14 protein-coding genes and 1 pseudogene are annotated in these 17,444 nt (G+C 74.7%); 2 read left to right on the forward strand and 13 right to left on the reverse strand.

Annotated elements, in window-relative coordinates; genetic code table 11:
• From C6N75_RS05905 to C6N75_RS05925, 5 genes and pseudogenes are all read right to left on the reverse strand, one after another.
• Positions 1–371 (reverse strand): annotated as a pseudogene (locus C6N75_RS05905) (hypothetical protein); the annotation flags it as partial.
• Positions 368–1,243 (reverse strand): FAD binding domain-containing protein, encoded by an 876-nt coding sequence (locus C6N75_RS05910; RefSeq protein ID WP_105867774.1) that lies wholly within the window; start codon positions 1,241–1,243, stop codon positions 368–370. The pseudogene C6N75_RS05905 and the gene C6N75_RS05910, both read right to left, overlap by 4 nt.
• A 299-nt stretch (positions 1,244–1,542) precedes the next feature.
• Positions 1,543–3,279, reverse strand: coding sequence for a beta-N-acetylhexosaminidase (locus tag C6N75_RS05915; RefSeq protein ID WP_105867775.1), 1,737 nt, complete (start codon positions 3,277–3,279; stop codon positions 1,543–1,545).
• Positions 3,280–3,395: 116 nt separating this feature from the next.
• The gene (locus C6N75_RS05920) at positions 3,396–3,695 is read right to left on the reverse strand and encodes a DUF3039 domain-containing protein (RefSeq protein WP_105867776.1); all 300 of its coding nucleotides are present in this window, start codon (positions 3,693–3,695) and stop codon (positions 3,396–3,398) included.
• A gap of 216 nt (positions 3,696–3,911) precedes the next feature.
• Complete coding sequence (locus C6N75_RS05925) at positions 3,912–4,577, reverse strand: YqgE/AlgH family protein (RefSeq protein ID WP_181160360.1); 666 nt, start codon at positions 4,575–4,577, stop codon at positions 3,912–3,914.
• A 242-nt stretch (positions 4,578–4,819) separates the two neighbouring features.
• On the opposite strand from C6N75_RS05925, the gene murA reads away from it, so the two are divergent.
• Positions 4,820–6,160, forward strand: a complete 1,341-nt coding sequence (gene murA, locus C6N75_RS05930; RefSeq protein WP_105867778.1) for a UDP-N-acetylglucosamine 1-carboxyvinyltransferase — start codon at positions 4,820–4,822, stop codon at positions 6,158–6,160.
• A 100-nt stretch (positions 6,161–6,260) separates the two neighbouring features.
• Here the strand turns inward: murA and C6N75_RS05935 are convergent, their stop codons facing one another.
• The 8 genes from C6N75_RS05935 to C6N75_RS05970 form a co-directional block, all read right to left on the reverse strand.
• Positions 6,261–6,542: an HU family DNA-binding protein gene (locus C6N75_RS05935; protein WP_105867779.1), complete on the reverse strand. Its 282-nt coding sequence runs from the start codon at positions 6,540–6,542 to the stop codon at positions 6,261–6,263.
• Between the two features lie 228 nt (positions 6,543–6,770).
• Positions 6,771–8,198 (reverse strand): NAD-dependent malic enzyme, encoded by a 1,428-nt coding sequence (locus tag C6N75_RS05940; protein ID WP_105867780.1) that lies wholly within the window; start codon positions 8,196–8,198, stop codon positions 6,771–6,773.
• A 485-nt stretch (positions 8,199–8,683) separates the two neighbouring features.
• Positions 8,684–10,978: a HelD family protein gene (locus C6N75_RS05945; protein WP_105867781.1), complete on the reverse strand. Its 2,295-nt coding sequence runs from the start codon at positions 10,976–10,978 to the stop codon at positions 8,684–8,686.
• A 138-nt stretch (positions 10,979–11,116) separates the two neighbouring features.
• Positions 11,117–12,100: an anti-sigma factor family protein gene (locus C6N75_RS05950; RefSeq protein WP_105867782.1), complete on the reverse strand. Its 984-nt coding sequence runs from the start codon at positions 12,098–12,100 to the stop codon at positions 11,117–11,119.
• Positions 12,097–12,690 carry a sigma-70 family RNA polymerase sigma factor gene (locus C6N75_RS05955; RefSeq protein WP_105867783.1) on the reverse strand — a complete coding sequence of 198 codons (594 nt, stop codon included), beginning with the start codon at positions 12,688–12,690 and terminating at the stop codon, positions 12,097–12,099. The genes C6N75_RS05950 and C6N75_RS05955 overlap by 4 nt, the downstream gene beginning before the upstream one ends.
• A 220-nt stretch (positions 12,691–12,910) precedes the next feature.
• Positions 12,911–14,047 (reverse strand): uroporphyrinogen-III synthase, encoded by a 1,137-nt coding sequence (locus C6N75_RS05960; protein WP_105867784.1) that lies wholly within the window; start codon positions 14,045–14,047, stop codon positions 12,911–12,913.
• A gap of 75 nt (positions 14,048–14,122) precedes the next feature.
• Positions 14,123–15,487 (reverse strand): MFS transporter, encoded by a 1,365-nt coding sequence (locus C6N75_RS05965; RefSeq protein WP_105867785.1) that lies wholly within the window; start codon positions 15,485–15,487, stop codon positions 14,123–14,125.
• A gap of 81 nt (positions 15,488–15,568) precedes the next feature.
• Positions 15,569–16,600, reverse strand: a complete 1,032-nt coding sequence (locus C6N75_RS05970) for a LysR family transcriptional regulator (RefSeq protein ID WP_105867786.1) — start codon at positions 16,598–16,600, stop codon at positions 15,569–15,571.
• Between the two features lie 102 nt (positions 16,601–16,702).
• Between C6N75_RS05970 and C6N75_RS05975 the strand changes: the two genes are divergently transcribed.
• Positions 16,703–17,444, forward strand: a 742-nt coding sequence (locus C6N75_RS05975) for an MFS transporter (protein ID WP_258177249.1), incomplete at its 3' end; no start/stop codon positions are given.

Raw genomic sequence — 17,444 nt, forward strand, 5'->3', positions numbered from 1 at the left:
GCGGCTCCTACGGCGCCCAGGGCCACCCGGCGGCCGCCGGCGCCTACGGCACGGGCACCCCGCCCTACGGCACCCCCGCCTACGGCACCGAGACCTACGGGGCGGTGGACTTCGGCGCCGGCGGCCGCCGGGTGGCCCTGGCCGCCGTAGGAGCCGCTGCCGTAGGGGTCGGCGGCATAGCCGGCGTCGCCGTGGCCGTACCCGTCGGCGCCGTACGCCGGATAGCCCGGGTAGCCGTCACCGGCCTCGCCGCCGCGGCCGTCGAGGGCACCGTGGCCGGCATGGCCGTCCTGGCCCTCGTAGCCGTCGTGGCCCTCGTAGCCCTCGCGGTCGAAGTCGTCGCGGTTGTCGCGGTTGTCGCCGTCGCTCACGCCAGCGCCCTCCCCAGTGCTCTGCGGGCCAGCGCGGCGACGGTGCGCCGCAGGTGCAGTACGGCCGGCGGCAGCGGCTCGCCGTTCGGGGAGTCCGGGACGCAGGCGGCGGCCACGTACTCGCCGAAGGCGTGCAGCGCCTCGGGGGCGAGCCCCCGGTCGCCGTCCCAGTCGATCAGCGAGGCGATCCAGCGCTCGGCTTCCAGCGGGCGCAGCGGCATCGGGGCGATGGCCCCGACCGCGCAGCGCACGCCGCGGCGGGCCGGGTCCAGGACGACGGCGGCGGAGGCGGTGGCCCGGCCGGGGCCGGTGCGGCCGGTGGCCTTGAGGAACACCTGCGGGGCGTGCAGCAGCGGCACCCGGACGAAGCCGATCAGCTCGCCGGGGGCGAGGAGTTCCCGCCCGGCGAGGAGGTGGGTGACCGGGATCTCGCGCCGGCCGGCCGGGCCGGCCACGACCAGGTCGGCCTCCAGGGCTGCCAGCACCGGCAGGGCGTCGCCGGTGGGGGCGGCGGTGGCGATGTTGCCGCCGAGGGTGCCGGCGTTGCGGATCTGCGGGGGTCCGGCGGCGCGGGCCGCGGCGGCGAGCGCGGGGATCAGGGCGGCGAAGTCGGGGCGGCCCATCCGGGCGTGGGTGAGGCCGGCGCCCAGCAGGGCGTGGCCGTCCTGGTACTGCCAGCCGCGGATCTCGTTGATCCGGCCCAGGCCGACCAGCCCGGCGGGGCGCAGCAGGCCCTTGTTGACGGCGGCCATGAGGTCCGTGCCGCCCGCGACGGGCACGGCGGCGGGCATGGCGGTGAGCGCCGCCACGGCCTCGTCGAGCGTGCCCGGCAGCGTCACGGACTGCGCCGCCCGCGGTGCGTGCGTGGTCAACCTCGCTGCCCCTTCCCGGTGTCCCGGTCCGTCCCGGCCGTCCCGCCTGTGCTGGCCGTACCGTACGTGCTCGCAGCCGGGACGTGGCAACTCTGGCACATGTTCCGGGCCGCCCGGTGCGCAGGTCCGGCAAGGGCGCATCCGCCCCGGACGTCCGATGACCTGCGCGATGACCCGGTTTGGCGGGGCACATCCGACTCGCCGGATTGCCACTTCCCGGCGATCCCGTACGACGTGTTCGAGCTACCGGTGATGACGGCGGAGGCGACCGGGCCGGCGGAGGCGGCGGCCGGGCGGGCTCAGCGTGCCGGCGGGGGTCCGTCCAGCGGGCGGCCGAGCACACCGGGGCGGCGCTGCCAGGGCAACGGGCCGGCGGGCGGCCGGTAGTCGACGCCGAGCGCGTCCAGCCGCCGCAGGTGCGCGGTGAGCCGGTGTTCGAAATCGGTCAGGTCCCGGTCGGCCGGAGCGGGCAGCCCGGTCGTCCAGACGGTCTCGGCGAACGCGGCGAGCCGGGGGAAGACCTGGTAGTCGACGCGGGCGCGACTGTCCATCACCTCGGTCCAGACGTTGGCCTGGGCGCCGATCACATGGGCGGCGGCGGCCGGGGAGAGGGCGGGCGGCACCGGCTCGAACCGGTAGACGTCGGCCAGGGTGCGGACGAAGCCGATCGGCACCGGCTCGTCCTCGCCGCCGTCCTGACGGTGGTCCAGGTACACCTGCTGCTCGGGGCACATGACCACGTCGTGGCCGGCCTCGGCGGCGGCGACCCCGCGCGCGTACCCCCGCCAGGAGGAGATGACGGCCCCCGGGCTCAACGCGCCTGACGGGCCCTCGGGGTCGGCCGGGTCGGCGGCGGCCAGGCTGCCGCCCTCCAGGATCTCGTCCCAGCCGACCAGCCGCCGGCCTCGCCGGGCCAGCCAGCGGTCGAAGTGGCGCAGGAACCACGATTGCAGCTCGTCCTCGCCGGCCAGGCCCAGTTCGGCGATCCGCGCCTGGGCGGTGGCGGACGCCTTCCACTGGTCCTTGGGGCACTCGTCGCCGCCGAGATGGACGTACGGCGAGGGGAACAGCTCCAGGACCTCCTCCAGCACCTCCTCGTAGAAGCGCAGCACGGCGTCGGTGGGGGCGAGGATGTGGGGGCTGACCCCCCAGTCGTCCCAGACGCCGAGCGCGGCGGTGTCGAGGACGTCGGTGTTGCCCAGTTCGGGGTAGGCGGTGATGGCGGCCTGCGAGTGGCCGGGGACGTCGATCTCGGGGACGACGGTGATGTGCCGTTCGGCGGCGTAGGCGACGATCTCGCGGATGTCGTCCTGGGTGTAGTGGCCGCCGTGCGGGGTGTCGTCCCAGAGCGGGGAGGCGCGGTGGCCGTGCTTGGTGCGGGCGCGCCAGCTTCCGGTCCCGGTCAGCCGGGGGTGCCGCCTGATCTCGATCCGCCAGCCCTGGTCGTCGGTCAGGTGGAAGTGGAAGACGTTGAGCTTGTGCGCGGCGAGCAGGTCGAGGTAGCGCAGGACGTCGTCCTTGGGCCGGAAGTGCCGGGCCACGTCCAGCAGCATGCCGCGCCAGCGGAAGCGGGGGGCGTCCTCCACGGTGCCGGCCGGCAGCTCCCAGGTGCGTCCGGCCGGGCCGAGCGGGGCCCGGCGGAAGGCGTCGGGGCCGAGCAGCTGGCGGAGCGTCTGGGCGCCCCAGAACACGCCGGCGGGCCCGCCGCCCGCCACCAGCACCTCGGGGCCGGCGTCCGGGCGGCCGACGGTCAGCCGGTAGCCCTCCTCGCCGTGGCGTGCCCGGACCTCGTCGTCGGTCCGCAGGGCGATGACGGGACGGCCGCCGGCCGGCGGCGGGGGCAGCAGGTCGAGCCCGGTGGCCGGGCCCACGGTGGTGCGCAGCCAGCGTGCGGCGGTCGCGGTGCCGGGGCCGGCGTCGAGCGCGGTGTCCGGCCCGAGCACGATCCGGCCGGCGGCGTCGGCGAACCGGGCGGAGCCGGGCGCGGGGATGAGGAGGTGTCCACGGGACAGGTCCCGGGCCTGTGCGTCGTCCATGTGCGCTGGAGCGTAGGCCGCGCGCCGTGCCCCCACAAGAGGTCTCGACCAATCCCCGGGACCGGACCGGGTCGGTGACGGCGGCCGTGGAGCCGGCCGCCGTCACAGGTCCGCGGCTACTTCTTGTCCTTGCCGCCGCCCTTGCCGCCCTTGTCCTTGTCGCCGCCGGCGCCCATGGACTCGTAGATCTCCTTGCACATGGGGCAGACCGGGTACTTCTTGGGGTCGCGCCCCGGCACCCAGACCTTGCCGCACAGGGCGACCACGGGAGTGCCGTCGAGGGCGCTCGCCATGATCTTGTCCTTCTGGACGTAGTGGGCGTAGCGCTCGTGGTCGCCGTCGCCGTGCGACACCTGCGGCGTCGGCTCTACGAGGGTCCCCGTACCTGCCCCGCGCTCGGGCTCAAGAGTGCTCATGGGCTCCAAGGGTACCCACGTCGGCGGCGGGCCGGGAGCGCGGTCGCCCGCCCGCGGGAGCGGCCGGCGGCTGTGAGGCCCGTCACGCCGGGGCGCTCCCGGCGGGGGCCGGGAGCCGCGCCGGAGGCGGCCGGGCGCGGCCGCCCGCACGGCCCGACACGGTCCGGCCAGTGGCCGGAAACATCCCTCGGGGGAGCAGGCCGGTCGGCGGGCCGGTCAGTTGAGCGAGGGGTCGTCCGGGTAGGTGGCGATCATCGCCAGTTCGCTGCGCTGGCGGCGCAGCACGTCCCGCCAGAGCACCTCGGGGCGGGGCGAGGAGACGTCGCCCGGTTCGGAGTCGACCACGAACCACGCGCCCTCGGACAGCTCGTCCTCCAGTTGGCCCGGCCCCCACCCCGCGTACCCCGCGAAGATCCGCAGCGAGCCGAGCGCGGCGGCCAGCAGCTCGGGCGGCGCCTCCAGGTCGACCAGGCCGATCGCCCCGTGGACGCGGCGCCAGCCGAGGGGGCCGGCGCCCAGCAGCGCCGTACCGTCACCGTCGCCCGCCTCCGCTTCCACCGGCGGCGTACGCGGTCGCGAACCGTCCGGACCCGCGTGCGGCGCCGGGCCGTCGCCCGGGACGACGGCCAGCGCGAGGGCGGCGTCCAGCGCCACCGGACCGCCCTGGAAGACCACGCCGGGCTCGCCGGCCAGCGGGGCCCAGGACTCCAGGATGTCGCCGACGTCCACCGGGGTGGGGCGGTTGAGGACCACGCCGAGCGACCCCTCGTCGTCGTGGTCGAGCAGCAGCACCACCGCCCGGTCGAAGTTGGGGTCGGCCAGCGCGGGGGTGGCGACCAGCAGCCGCCCGGTGAGCGAGGACACCTCGGTCATGAGTGACATCATCGCGCATCCGGCGTCCGCGTGGCGGGCGGAAGGCCCGCCGGCCCGGACTGGCCGAAAGCGGACGGTAACCCTCCGCCGATGGGTGGAGAACACACGGTGTTGTGCCGAATTCATTACATCTGACTGGCGTCCGCGGGCTACCGGAAGGGGTGGTAGACCCCCTTACCCTTTTCCCTGGCCCCCTGTCCGACCTCCTCCCTGGCGTCCGCCGGGGGGACCCCCATCGGAACGCGAGATTCATGACCGGCACTGACGATGTCCTGCTTGTCCACGGCGGCACCCCGCTGGAGGGTGAGATCCGCGTCCGCGGCGCGAAGAACCTCGTGCCCAAGGCGATGGTCGCCGCGCTGCTCGGCAGCGAGCCGAGCCGGCTGCGCAACGTCCCCGACATCCGGGACGTCCGCGTGGTGCGCGGGCTGCTCCAGTTGCACGGCGTCACGGTACGCCCGGGCGACGAGCCGGGCGAGCTGGTGCTCGACCCGACCTACGTGGAGTCCGCGAACGTCGCGGACATCGACGCCCACGCGGGCTCCTCGCGCATCCCGATCCTGTTCTGCGGCCCGCTGTTGCACCGTCTGGGGCACGCCTTCATCCCCGGCCTCGGCGGCTGCGACATCGGCGGCCGGCCGATCGACTTCCACTTCGACGTGCTGCGCCAGTTCGGCGCGGTCATCGAGAAGCGCGAGGACGGCCAGTACCTGGAGGCCCCGCAGCGGCTGCGCGGCACCAAGATCCGGCTGCCCTACCCCTCGGTCGGCTCCACCGAGCAGGTGCTGCTGACGGCCGTGCTGGCCGAGGGCGTGACCGAGCTGTCCAACGCGGCCGTGGAGCCGGAGATCGAGGACCTCATCTGCGTACTGCAGAAGATGGGCGCCATCATCTCCATGGACACCGACCGCACCATCCGGATCACCGGCGTGGACAAGCTCGGCGGCTACACCCACCGGGCCCTCCCGGACCGCCTGGAGGCCGCCTCCTGGGCGTCCGCGGCGCTGGCGACCGAGGGGGACATCTACGTCCGCGGGGCGCAGCAGCGCTCGATGATGACGTTCCTGAACACCTACCGGAAGGTGGGCGGGGCGTTCGAGATCGACGACGAGGGCATCCGGTTCTGGCACCCGGGCGGCCAGCTCACGTCGATCGCGCTGGAGACGGACGTGCACCCGGGCTTCCAGACCGACTGGCAGCAGCCGCTGGTGGTGGCGCTGACGCAGGCGACCGGGCTGTCCATCGTGCACGAGACGGTGTACGAGTCGCGGCTCGGCTTCACCTCGGCGCTGAACCAGATGGGCGCGCACATCCAGCTCTACCGGGAGTGCCTGGGCGGCTCGGACTGCCGCTTCGGCCAGCGCAACTTCCTGCACTCGGCGGTCGTCTCCGGACCGACCAGGCTCCAGGGCGCCGACCTGGTCATCCCCGACCTGCGGGGCGGCTTCTCGTACCTGATCGCCGCGCTGGCGGCGCAGGGCACCTCGCGGGTGCACGGGATCGACCTGATCAACCGCGGCTACGAGAACTTCATGGAGAAGCTGGTCGAGCTGGGCGCGAAGGTCGAGCTGCCGGGCAGCGCCGCGGTCTGACGGCCGGAGTACGGAGAAGGGCGGCCACCCCCTGGGGGTGGCCGCCCTTCTCGTCAGCCCGCTCGACCGGCGCGGCGGTCGCCCGCCGCGCCGGGAAGGCTCACTTGCCCTTGGCGGCTTCCTTGAGCTTGGAGCCCGCGGAGACCTTGACGCTGAAGCCGGCGGGGATCTCGATCGGCTCGCCGGTCTGCGGGTTGCGGGCGGTACGAGCGGCACGCGAGGTGCGCTCGAAGGTCAGGAAGCCGGGGATGGTGACCTTCTCGTCACCCTTGGCCACGACCTCACCGACAGTCTCGGCGAGAGCGGCCAGCACGGCGTCGGCGTCCTTGCGGGTCACCTCGGCACGGTCGGCCAGGGCGGCCACCAGCTCACTGCGGTTCATGTTCTTACTCCCGTGTTCTTCTTGCTGTCAGGCGTGCCACGCGGCGGTGCCGCACAGGGGGGACAGCGAAGCCGATGCTGCCAGGGCCCTTGGTCAGTGCCCGGACCCGGGTCTGCTGTCAGACCCTCGCGCCCAGAAAGGCATCCTGCCCCCACCTGAGCCGGGAAAGCCAATCCGGCACCCTCCGGAGTCACACGAAAAGCGCCACCGGAGGACGGTGGAGGGCGGTCAGGAGCCGGCCGGGGCGGTGACCCCGGCCGCCTTGGCGGCGTCGCGCACCGCGCCCGCGACCGCGCCGGCGACCTTGTCGTTGAAGACCGAGGGCACGATGTAGTTCGGGTTCAGCTCGTCCTCGGTGACGACGTCGGCCAGCGCGGTGGCGGCGGCCAGCATCATCTCGGTGTTGACCGTGCGCGACTGGGCGTCCAGCAGGCCGCGGAAGACACCCGGGAAGACCAGCACGTTGTTGATCTGATTGGGGAAGTCGGAGCGGCCGGTGGCCACCACGGCGGCGGTCTGGCGGGCGATCGCCGGGTCCACCTCGGGATCGGGGTTGGCGAGCGCGAACACCACGGCGCCGTCGGCCATGGCGGCCACGTCGTCGCCGTCCAGCACGTTCGGGGCCGAGACGCCGATGAAGACGTCCGCGTCGACCACGGCCTCCTTCAGGGTGCCGGTGACGCCCTCGGGGTTGGTGTTGTCCGCGATCCAGCGCAGCGGCGACTCGGGGTCGGCGTCCACCAGGTCCTCGCGGCCGGCGTGCACCACGCCGTGGATGTCGGCGACCACCGCGTGCTTGACGCCGGCGGCCAGCAGCAGCTTGAGGATCGCGGTGCCGGCCGCGCCCGCGCCCGACATCACCACCCGGACGTCGCCGAACGCCTTGCCGACCACCCGCAGCGCGTTGGTGAGCGCCGCGAGCACCACGATGGCGGTGCCGTGCTGGTCGTCGTGGAAGACCGGGATGTCCAGGGCCTCGCGCAGCCGGGCCTCGATCTCGAAGCAGCGCGGCGCGGAGATGTCCTCCAGGTTGATGCCGGCGAAGCCCGGGGCGATGGCCTTGACGATCTCCACGATGGCGTCGGTGTCCTGGGTGTCCAGGCAGATCGGCCAGGCGTCGATGCCGGCGAACCGCTTGAACAGGGCCGCCTTGCCCTCCATGACCGGCAGCGCGGCCTTGGGGCCGATGTTGCCGAGGCCGAGGACGGCGGAGCCGTCGGTGACGACCGCGACGGAGTTGCGCTTGATGGTCAGGCGGCGGGCGTCCTCGGGGTTCTGCGCGATCGCCATGCAGACCCGGGCCACACCGGGGGTGTAGATCATGGAGAGGTCGTCACGGTTGCGGATGGGGTGCTTGGACGCCATCTCGATCTTGCCGCCGAGGTGCATCAGGAACGTACGGTCGGAGACCTTGCCGAGGACGACGCCCTCGATGCCGCGCAGCTTGGCGACGATCTCGTCCGCGTGCGCGGTGGAGGAGGCGGCGATGGTGACGTCGATGCGCAGCTTCTCGTGGCCCGAGGCGGTCACGTCGAGGCCGGTGACCGAGCCGCCCGAGGACTCCACCACCGTGGTGAGCTGGGAGACCGCGGTACCGCTCGCCGGCACCTCCAGCCGGACCGTCATCGAGTAGGAGACGCTGGGCGCCGTTGCCATGGCCGTGTTCCTCTGCTTTCCCTAGCTTCGTTGCCGCACCGCACCGGTGGATGGCCGGGCGGCGCCCTCCGATGGTCGCACCTACCTGCGAGTAACAGGTAATAGCGGTCATAAGGGTTTCGGAAACTGTTTTCCGCGATGCGAGAGACACTGTACGAGGCGGACGGTCCCGGCGGAACCCCCGAACGCCGAACGCCCGTGGGTCCGCGTCTTCGTCGGAAGACACGGACCCACGGGCGTTTCAACGGAAGAGGTGGCACCGACCCGCCATGCTCGCCTCGCGGCAAGTGGTCGCTCTAAGCGACTAAGGTTGGGCCCGGGGGCTTGGATCGGGCCGGTGCCACACCCAGGCTAACAAACCCTCCCCGAAGGCGATTCCCCCGCGCGGAAACGATTTGCCGCGGCGCCCCGATCGGCCCCACTCGGCCATCTCCCCTGCGGCCGCCGTCCGTCCCGGCCTGAGTCCCCGGCCTCAGTCCCCGCACTCAGTCCCGCAGCAGATCCGGCACGCCGCCGGCGTCGGGTTCGTCGCGCGGCCCGGACACCACGGTGAGCTGCTGGGTGGCCCGGGTCAGCGCCACGTACAGCACCCGCAGCCCGGCGGGCGACTCGTCGGCGATCTCGGCGGGCGAGACCACCACCGTGGCGTCGTACTCCAGCCCCTTGGCCTCCAGGCTGCCGAGCGCCACCACGCGGTCCCCCAGCCCCTCCAGCCAGCGGGCGGCCTCGGCCCGCCGGCCCATGGCGACCACCACGCCGACCGTGCCGTCCACCAGCTCCAGCAGCCGGACCGCCTCCGCGCGCACCGCCGCGCCCGCCTCACGGCCGCCGGCCGCGGCCACCGCGGTGAACCGGGGCGTCACACCGGTGGACCGGACCGCGCGGGGGGCGGTCATGCCGGGCATGGCGAGGGCCAGCACCTTGGCGGCCAGCTCGGCGATCTCGGCCGGGTTGCGGTAGTTGACGGTCAGCTCGAAGCGGCGGCGCGGGCGGGTGCCCAGGGCCTCCTCGCGCGCCTCGGCCGCCTCCTCGGGCAGCGGCCAGGAGGACTGCGCCGGGTCGCCCACCACCGTCCATGTGGCGGTGCGCCCGCGCCGGCCGACCATCCGCCACTGCATCGGGGTGAGGTCCTGGGCCTCGTCCACGATGACGTGGGCGTACTCGGTGCGCTCGGCGGCCAGCCGCTCGGCCCGCTCGCGCTGGGACTCCTCGCGCACCGGCATCAGCTCCTCCAGACCGGTGAGCTGGTCCAGCGGGTCCAGCTCGCGGCGGCGGCGCGGCCGGGCGGGGGCGCCCAGGAGGGTGTTCAGCTCGTCCAGCAGCGCCACGTCGTGCACGGACAGCTCCGGGCGGCGCAGCGAGCGGGCGAGCCGGCGGACCTCGCCGGGGTTGAGGACCCGGCGGGCCCAGCGGCCGAGCCGGCGCTCGTCGGCCATGGCGGTGAGCACCTGGCGCGGGGTCAGCTCGGGCCACCAGGCGTCCAGGAAGTCGGTGAAGGCGTCCTCGGTGGAGACGTCCTCGTCGAAGGAGGAGCGCAGTTCGGCGGCCAGCTCGGGGTCGGTGTGCCGGGAGCCGGCGCCGGACTTCGCGTACAGCGCGTCCAGCAGCAGCCTGCGGGCGCGCGGGCGCATCAGGTTGACGGGGGCGGTGCCGCCGAGCACGGCGGAGCGGATCCGGGTCAGCTCCTCGGCCTCCAGCTCCAGCCGGCGGCCGAAGGCGACCACCCGCAGCCGCTGCGGGGCGTCGCCGCCCTCCAGCGCGCCGCGGGCGGCCTTGCGCAGGACCTTCAGCATCCGGGCGGAGCCCTTGACCCGGGCGGTGGCGGGCTCGTCGTAGCCGGTGGCCTCGGCCCCGTCGACCAGATTGCCGAGTGCGCGGATGGCGACCTGGCCCTCCTCGCCGAGCGAGGGCAGCACGCCCTCGGTGTAGGCGACCAGCAGCGGGGTGGGCGAGACGACGAGGATGCCGCCGGCGTAGCGGCGCCGGTCCTGGTAGAGCAGGTAGGCGGCGCGGTGCAGGGCGACGGCGGTCTTGCCGGTGCCGGGGCCGCCCTCGACGAGGGTGACGGAGGCGGCGGGCGCTCGGATGACCAGGTCCTGCTCGGCCTGGATGGAGGAGACGATGTCGCGCATGGTGTGGCCGCGGGCGCGGCCGAGTGCGGCCATCAGGGCGCCGTCGCCGATGACGGCCAGTTCGGTCCCGTCCAGGCTGGCGGTCAGCTCGGGGCGCATCAGGTCGTCCTCGACGCCGAGGACCCGGCGCCCCTTGGAGCGGATGACGCGGCGGCGCACCACCCGGCCGGGGTCGACGGGGGTGGCCCGGTAGAAGGGGGCCGCGGCCGGCGCGCGCCAGTCGATGACCAGCGGGGTGTACTCGGCGTCCAGCACGCCCATGCGGCCGATGTGCAGGGTCTCGCCGATGTCGGCGGTGGCGTCGGGGCGGATGGCGTCGTCGGCCGGCTCGATCGAGGTGTACGCCCCGTCCGGGCCCTTCTTGCCGTCCTTGCCGTCCAGCAGGTCGATGCGGCCGAAGAGGAAGTCCTCGTACTCGTTGGTGAGCCGGTTGAGGTGGACGCCGGCCCGGAAGACCTGGGCGTCGCGTTCGGCGAGCGCGCCGGGGGTGCCGACCTGGCCGATCCGGGCGGCGTCCCTCATCAGGAACTCCGCCTCGTGGATGGTCTCGTCCAGCCGGCGGTAGACCCGGTCCAGATGCTGCTGCTCGACGCCGATCTCCCGGTCGCGGACCGTGTCGACCAGTCTGTCGGCTTCCTGCGCGGCCACCCGAGGCCCCCTTCTGATGTGCGTTGGGCAGCCGTCGAGCTTATTGCACCGGGGGCGGTGTGTCAGGCAGCGGTGCCCGGCCGGGGCGGGCACTCGCGCATACGGGTGTGCCCGGGGGTCTCCCGAGCCTCCCGCGTCTCAGGCGTCCACCTCCACGAGCTTGGTTCCCTCGAAGGTGCGGACCTCGAAGCGGTCGATGTCGGCGCGGTCCATGGCGGCCCCGCCGTGGACGTAGAGCGGGGCGCGGGCGGCCTCGTGCGGGCTGTCGGGCAGGCCGTAGCCCCACGTGGGCACGGACCAGGAGGCGACGGTCTCCTCCTCGCCGTCCTTGGAGACGGCGACCAGCCGGCACTTCAGCGGGCCCTTGACGTTCTTCAGCTCCAGCACGGCGTGGGTGCCCCACGCCTTCCTCTCCATGCCGACGGCGGCGGCGACCTTGGTGCCGGGGTCGGTGGCGGTCAGCTTCTCGTCCATGTGGTGGAAGAAGGCGTCCTCGGCGGGGCTGGTGGGGTGCGGGTCGGGTGCGGCCTGGTTGGTGCGCCCGTCCTCGCCGCGGTCGGTGGTGGCGACGGCGGCCACCGGCCCGGCGATGATCAGCGCCGCGGCGGCGGCGAGCAGCAGCCGGGTGCGCCGGCGGCGGTGAGCGCGCCGGCGTCCCACCTCGTCCACCAGCCTGCCCAGCAGCGGCCCCTCGCCGGACGCGGCCGGCCGCTGGCGGGGCAGGGCGGCGCCGCCCCCGGACAGCGGTGAGGGCCCGTGGTGCGACGGGCCCGGGAAGGCGAGCGGCGGCGGCAGGGCGCCGTCCGGCTCGGGCGGCGGCGCGAACGCCCCGGGGCGGCCGCCGGGCGGTCCGCCGTAGCCGGCCGTGTGGCCGGCGCCGGGCTGCTCGTCCCAGCGCGGGCCGCCGGGCCCGGGCGGGGTGAGCGGCCGTTCGGCCGGGCCGGGGGGCTCGGCGAGCAGCGCGAGCATCGGCGCGAGGCCGGAGAACTCCTCCAGGTGCTCGGCGCACACCGCGCAGCCCGCCAGGTGGCCCTCGAAGGCGGTGGCCTCGGCGTCGTCGAGAATGCCGAGCGCGTACGCGCCGACGGCGTCGTGCACCGACTCGTTCCCGTACGTCGTCATGCCGAGATCCCCCTCTCCTCCAGGGCGAGCTTCATGGAGCGCAGTGCGTAGAACACACGGGACCGCACGGTCCCGCTGGGTATGCCGAGCGTCTCGGCCGCCTCGTTGACCGTACGCCCCTTGAAATACGTCTCGATGAGGACTTCCCGGTGGGCCGGGGTCAAATCGTCGAGCGCGTCAGAGAGCGTCATCAGCCACAGCGCTTTGTCGATCTCGTCCTCCGCGGGCATGACCTCCAGCGGCGACGGATCGACCTCCTGCGGCCGGGCCTGCCGGCTGCGGTGGCCGTCGATGACGATGCGCCGGGCGACCGTCACCAGCCAGGGTCGGACAGAGCCGGTGGCGTGGTTCAGCGAACCGGCGTTCTTCCAGGCACGGATGAGCGTCTCCTGCACCACGTCCTCGGCCCGCTGGCGGTCGCCGGCGACGAGGCGGAGCACATAGGCGAGCAGAGGTCCGGCGTGCTCGCGGTAGAGGGCCCGCATCAACTCCTCGTCCGGGACCTCGGGGCTGGTGCGGGGCGCCGCAGCGCGATGCCGGGCCCGACGCGTCCCCCGACGGTCATCGGCCACGGCGGCATCCTTGCGCACCTGGAACCTCCCGGTCGAGACCTTGATCTGACTCGTTGTCCTCCATCACTACGGAGGCCCGGGCCCGGCCTACTCAACGCCGACAGGTTTTTTCTCAGAAACTTTCACAAGTGCGCGTTCGTGCACGGTCGGTGACGCTGGAGCCGGGTGATTCGCCTGCGGTTACGGTGAGTTGCGCCGTACGTCCGCCGAGCGGCCGCGCGGGGGTTCCGCGAGGGGGTCAGCGGGCCGCCGGCACGTCGGCCGGGGCGACGGCGAGGCGGTAGCCGCGTTTGACGACGGTCTGGATGAGTTCGGGCGCGCCCAGCGCGGCGCGCAGCCGGGCCATCGCGGTCTCCACCGCGTGCTCGTCGCGGCCCGCGCCGGGCAGGGCGCGCAGCAGGTCGGCGCGGGAGACCACCCAGCCGGGGCGGCGGGCCAGGACACGCAGCAGCGCCATCCCGGCCGGCGGCACCGGGCGCAGTTCGCCGTCCACCACGGCGGCGTGCCCGCGCACCTCGACCTGCCGCCCGGCCACCGGCAGGGGCCGGCAGCGGGCCGGCAGCTCCCGGCACACCGCCTGCACCAGCGGCCCCAGCCGGAACCGCTCCGGCCGTACGACGGGGATCCCGCGGGCCGCCAGCGGTCCGGCGGTGACCGGTCCGACGCAGGCGGCCAGCACCCCGTCCCGCAGGGCCGCCAGCACCTCGTCGCGCAGTCCGCGCCCCTCGGCCCGGGTCAGCAGCGAGGCGGCGGCCGGGGCGCTGGTGAAGGTGACCGCGTCCAGGGTGCGGGCGGCCACCGCGTCGACCAGCCTGTCCAGCGGATGGAGGTCGGCCGGCGGCTCCCAGCGGTAGACGGGCACCACCACCACGTCCGCGCCGGCCGCGCGCAGCGCCTCCACGAAGCCGGGCAGCGGCTCGCCGTGCAGTTGGAGCGCGATCCGCCGGCCGGCCGGGTCCTGGGCGAGGAGCCGGTCCAGCACCTCGGCCATCGAGTCCGAGGAGGGCGACCACTGCTCGGTCAGCCCGGCGGCCCGCACCGCGCCCTTGACCTTCGGCCCGCGGGCCAGCACCCGCGCTCCGGCCAGCCGCTCGTGCAGCCTCTCCCCGAACCCCCAGCCGTCGGCCGCCTCCAGCCAGCCGCGGAAGCCGATCGCGGTGGTGGCGACCACGGTGTCCGGGGCCCGCTCGACCAGTTCCCAGGTGGCGGTGAGCAGTTCGGCGTCGTCGGCGAGCGGCACGATCCGCAGCGCCGGGGCGTGCAGCACCGCCGCGCCGCGCCGCTGGAGCAGCGCGCCCAGCTCGTCGGCGCGGCGGGCGGCGGTGACCCCGACGGTGAAGCCCGCGAGCGGGCCGTGCTGCTGCTGGTCGTCCATGGGCCCGAAGCGTGGCAAGGAGGCGTGACGGTCCGGGGTCGCCGCCGTTTCCCCGCCGTTACGCGCCACGCCGCCTCACACCCCGGAGGCGCGGAGGCTCTCCGCCGCCGGCCCGGTGGCCGGGGCCGGGACCGCTTCCGTCGCACCCCCGGCCGGGCGGCGGAGGTATACCGCCCAGGTGACCGCCAGGCAGGCCGCGTAGCAGGCGAGGAAGGCGGCGAACGCGGCGGTGCCGGACCCGGAGGCGCCGAAGGACTGGCGGAAGGCGAGGTTGACGCCCAACCCGCCGGCCGCGCCGACCGCACCGATCAGCCCCATCGCCGCGCCGGACAGCCGCCGCCCGTAGGCCGCGGCCGCCTCGCCGGTCAGTCCCGCCCGGTGCGCCTGGGCGGTGAAGACCACCGGGATCATCTTGTACACGGAGCCGTTGCCGATCCCGCTGAGCACGAACAGCGCGCTGAACCCGGTCAGGAACACCGCGAACGAGCCGGTGACGGATGCCTGGACGACGACGCCGGTGGCGGCCGCCATGGCCACGAACGTCCACAGGGTGACCTTCGCCCCGCCGAGCCGGTCGGCGAGCGCCCCGCCGGCCGGCCGCACCAGCGAGCCCAGCAGCGGGCCGGCGAAGGTGAGCGAGGTGGCCTGCAACGGGGTGCGGCCGAACTGCGCCTGGAGCACCAGTCCGAACGCGAAGCCGTAGCCGATGAACGAGCCGAAGGTGCCGGTGTAGAGGAACGCCAGCAGCCAGGTGTGCGGGGCGCGCGCCGCCTCGCCGAGTGCCCCCCGGTCGCCGCGCACCGGCGCGAGGTTGTCCATGAACAGCGCCGCGCACACCGCGGCCACCACGATCAGCGGCAGGTAGACGCCGAGCACCAGCTTCGGGTGGGCCGCCCCGGCGGTGGCGATGACCAGCAGCCCCACCGACTGCACCACGGGCACGCCGATGTTCCCGCCGCCCGCGTTGAGCCCCAGCGCCCAGCCCTTGGCGCGCAGCGGATAGAAGGCGTTGATGTTGGTCATCGAGGAGGCGAAGTTCCCGCCGCCGATCCCGGTCAGCGCCGCCACCAGCAGGAAGACGGTGTACGAGGTGCCGGGCTCCATCACCGCGTACGCCGCCCCGGTCGGCGCGAGCAGCAGCAGGGCGCTGACCACCGTCCAGTTCCGCCCGCCGAAGCGGGCCACCGCGAAGGAGTACGGCACCCGCACCGCCGCGCCCACCAGGGTGGCCAGCGCGATCAGGAAGAACTTCCCGGCCGGGTCCACCCCGTACTCCGGGCCCATGAACAGCACCATCACCGACCACAGCGACCACACCGAGAAGCCGATGTGCTCGCACAGCACGGAGACGTGGAGGTTGCGCCGGGCGACCCGCTCCCCGCCGTCCCGCCAGAACTCCTCGTCCTCCGGGTCCCACCGTTCGATCCACCGGCCGCGCATCGCGTACCTCCGCTGCTGTCGGGCGTCCTGCGGCCCCCACGGGACCGCCTTGGACGCTAGGCAGCACGTGTTGCGGTCCGGTCATCCGAGATGACCGCCCCGCAATTTCGCTCTCACCCCTGGGCGGCCGTCCCTGTGAGCCCCGGCGGCCGGCTCGCCCGCCATGTGCCGGGCGTCGGCCTCCGGCAGCCAGCTCCCCTCCGCCCGCTCCAGCCACCCGTGCGCGGCGGCCAGTTCGGCGGCCGCCGCCCGCAGCGCGTCCAGCCCGGGGTGGCGCAGCCCGCGCCGCCACACCATCGACACCGGGGACAGCGGCACCGGCCCCACCAGCGGCCGGCGCACACAGCCGGGCATGGCCGGGAAGTCGACGCCCGCCAGCACCGGGCAGCGGCTCTTCTCCATCACCCGCCGGAACTCCTCCGCGCCCAACGCCACCGGAGCCGGCGGCGCCACCGCGATGCCGCGCCCGGCGAACAGCCGCGCCGCCAGGTCGGTCCACTCCAGGGTGGCCGGGTTGCCCGCCCCCGCGTAGACCGTCTCCCCCGCCAGCGCGTCCAGCTCCACCGCCGCCCGCCCGGCCAGCGGGTGGTCCGCCGGCAGCAGCACCGCCATCGGCTCGTACCGCACCGGCTGCGCCTCCAGCCCGGCCCGCGCCCGCGCCTCCAGCCCGGCGAACCGGCCGAAGGCCACGTCGATCCGGCCGGCCGTCATCTCGGCGACCGCGCCGGTCAGTCCGCTGCCGTAGCGGGCCATCAGCTCGCACTCCGGGGCCCGCTCCCGCGCCCGGGCCAGCACCCGGCCGGAGATCAGCCCGTCGGTGTTGACGTCCGCCAGCAGCGGCCGGGCGGCGTCGGCGAAGGCCGCGCCGAGCTCCTCGTACGCCGTGAGCACCGCCCGCGCGTACGGCAGCAGCCGCGATCCCTCCGGGGTCAGCCGCACCTGCCGGGTGCTGCGCACGAACAGCTCCGCGCCCAACTCCCGCTCCAGCGTGCGGATGTCCCGGCTCAGCGCCTGCTGGGCGGTGAACAGCCGGGCGGCGGCCCGGGTGAAGTGCAGCTCCTCGGCCACGGCGAGGAAGGCGCGCAGGAGCCGCGGCGGCAGATCGGAGACCATTGCCCGAACCTATCCCCCGCCACCCCATTCACAACACCAAGCGGTCAATGGCCGCCGAGAAGGTGTTGGACCCCGCACCCCGACCGCCGCGAAGGTAGGTCCATGCCTCACGAAACCCCCTTCCACCTGGCCTTCTCCCCCGAATCCCCGGTGCTGGTGCCACGCCGCCCGACCCACGACCGCACGCCGCCCAGGCCGGTGCCGCGCCGCGCCCGCCGCCCGGACCGCAGCGGCCCGCTCACCCCGTACCGCCGGCTGTTCGACGCCCCGGGCGCCCGCGCGGCGACCGCCGGCAGCCTGGTGGCCCGGCTGCCCGCCGGGATGGTCGGCGTCAGCGCGATCATCATGATCGCCGCCGGCTACGGCTCCTACGCGCTGGCCGGGGCGGTCACCGCCACCGGCCTGGCCGCGACCGCGCTGGTCGCGCCGTTCACCGCCCGGCTGGTCGACCACCACGGCCAGGCCCGGGTGGCCGTCCCCGCCATGGCGCTCGCCGTCCTCGGCCAACTCGCCCTGGTGCTCTGCGTGTACGCGCACGCCCCCGTCTGGACGCTGTTCGCCGCGTACGCCGCGACCGCCACCGCGCCCAACATGGGCGGCATGGCCCGGGCCCGCTGGGCCCACCTGTACCGGGCGGACCCGGCGGCCCGGCACACCGCCAACGCCTTCGAACAGGCCGCGGACGAGCTGTGCTTCATGCTCGGCCCGGTGCTGGCCGGTCTGCTCTGCGCGGGCCTCTTCCCGCAGGCGGGCACCCTCGCCGCCGCCGCCCTGATGCTCACCGGCGTCCTGCTGTTCGCCGCCCGGCGGACCACCGAACCCCCGGTCGTCCCGCGCACCGGCC

This window comes from Streptomyces solincola (genome assembly GCF_002982015.1).
GTDB lineage: Bacteria > Actinomycetota > Actinomycetes > Streptomycetales > Streptomycetaceae > Streptomyces > Streptomyces solincola.

Bases quoted from the DNA above. Each gene is read 5' to 3' on its own strand.
- C6N75_RS05950 (WP_105867782.1), bottom strand. From the start codon at position 12,100: ATGACGACGTACGGGAACGAGTCGGTGCACGACGCCGTCGGCGCGTAC.
- C6N75_RS05940 (WP_105867780.1), bottom strand. From the start codon at position 8,198: ATGGCAACGGCGCCCAGCGTCTCCTACTCGATGACGGTCCGGCTGGAG.
- C6N75_RS05915 (WP_105867775.1), bottom strand. From the start codon at position 3,279: ATGGACGACGCACAGGCCCGGGACCTGTCCCGTGGACACCTCCTCATC.
- C6N75_RS05920 (WP_105867776.1), bottom strand. From the start codon at position 3,695: ATGAGCACTCTTGAGCCCGAGCGCGGGGCAGGTACGGGGACCCTCGTA.
- C6N75_RS05965 (WP_105867785.1), bottom strand. From the start codon at position 15,487: ATGCGCGGCCGGTGGATCGAACGGTGGGACCCGGAGGACGAGGAGTTC.
- C6N75_RS05960 (WP_105867784.1), bottom strand. From the start codon at position 14,047: ATGGACGACCAGCAGCAGCACGGCCCGCTCGCGGGCTTCACCGTCGGG.
- murA (WP_105867778.1), top strand. From the start codon at position 4,820: ATGACCGGCACTGACGATGTCCTGCTTGTCCACGGCGGCACCCCGCTG.
- C6N75_RS05935 (WP_105867779.1), bottom strand. From the start codon at position 6,542: ATGAACCGCAGTGAGCTGGTGGCCGCCCTGGCCGACCGTGCCGAGGTG.
- C6N75_RS05970 (WP_105867786.1), bottom strand. From the start codon at position 16,600: ATGGTCTCCGATCTGCCGCCGCGGCTCCTGCGCGCCTTCCTCGCCGTG.
- C6N75_RS05925 (WP_181160360.1), bottom strand. From the start codon at position 4,577: ATGTCACTCATGACCGAGGTGTCCTCGCTCACCGGGCGGCTGCTGGTC.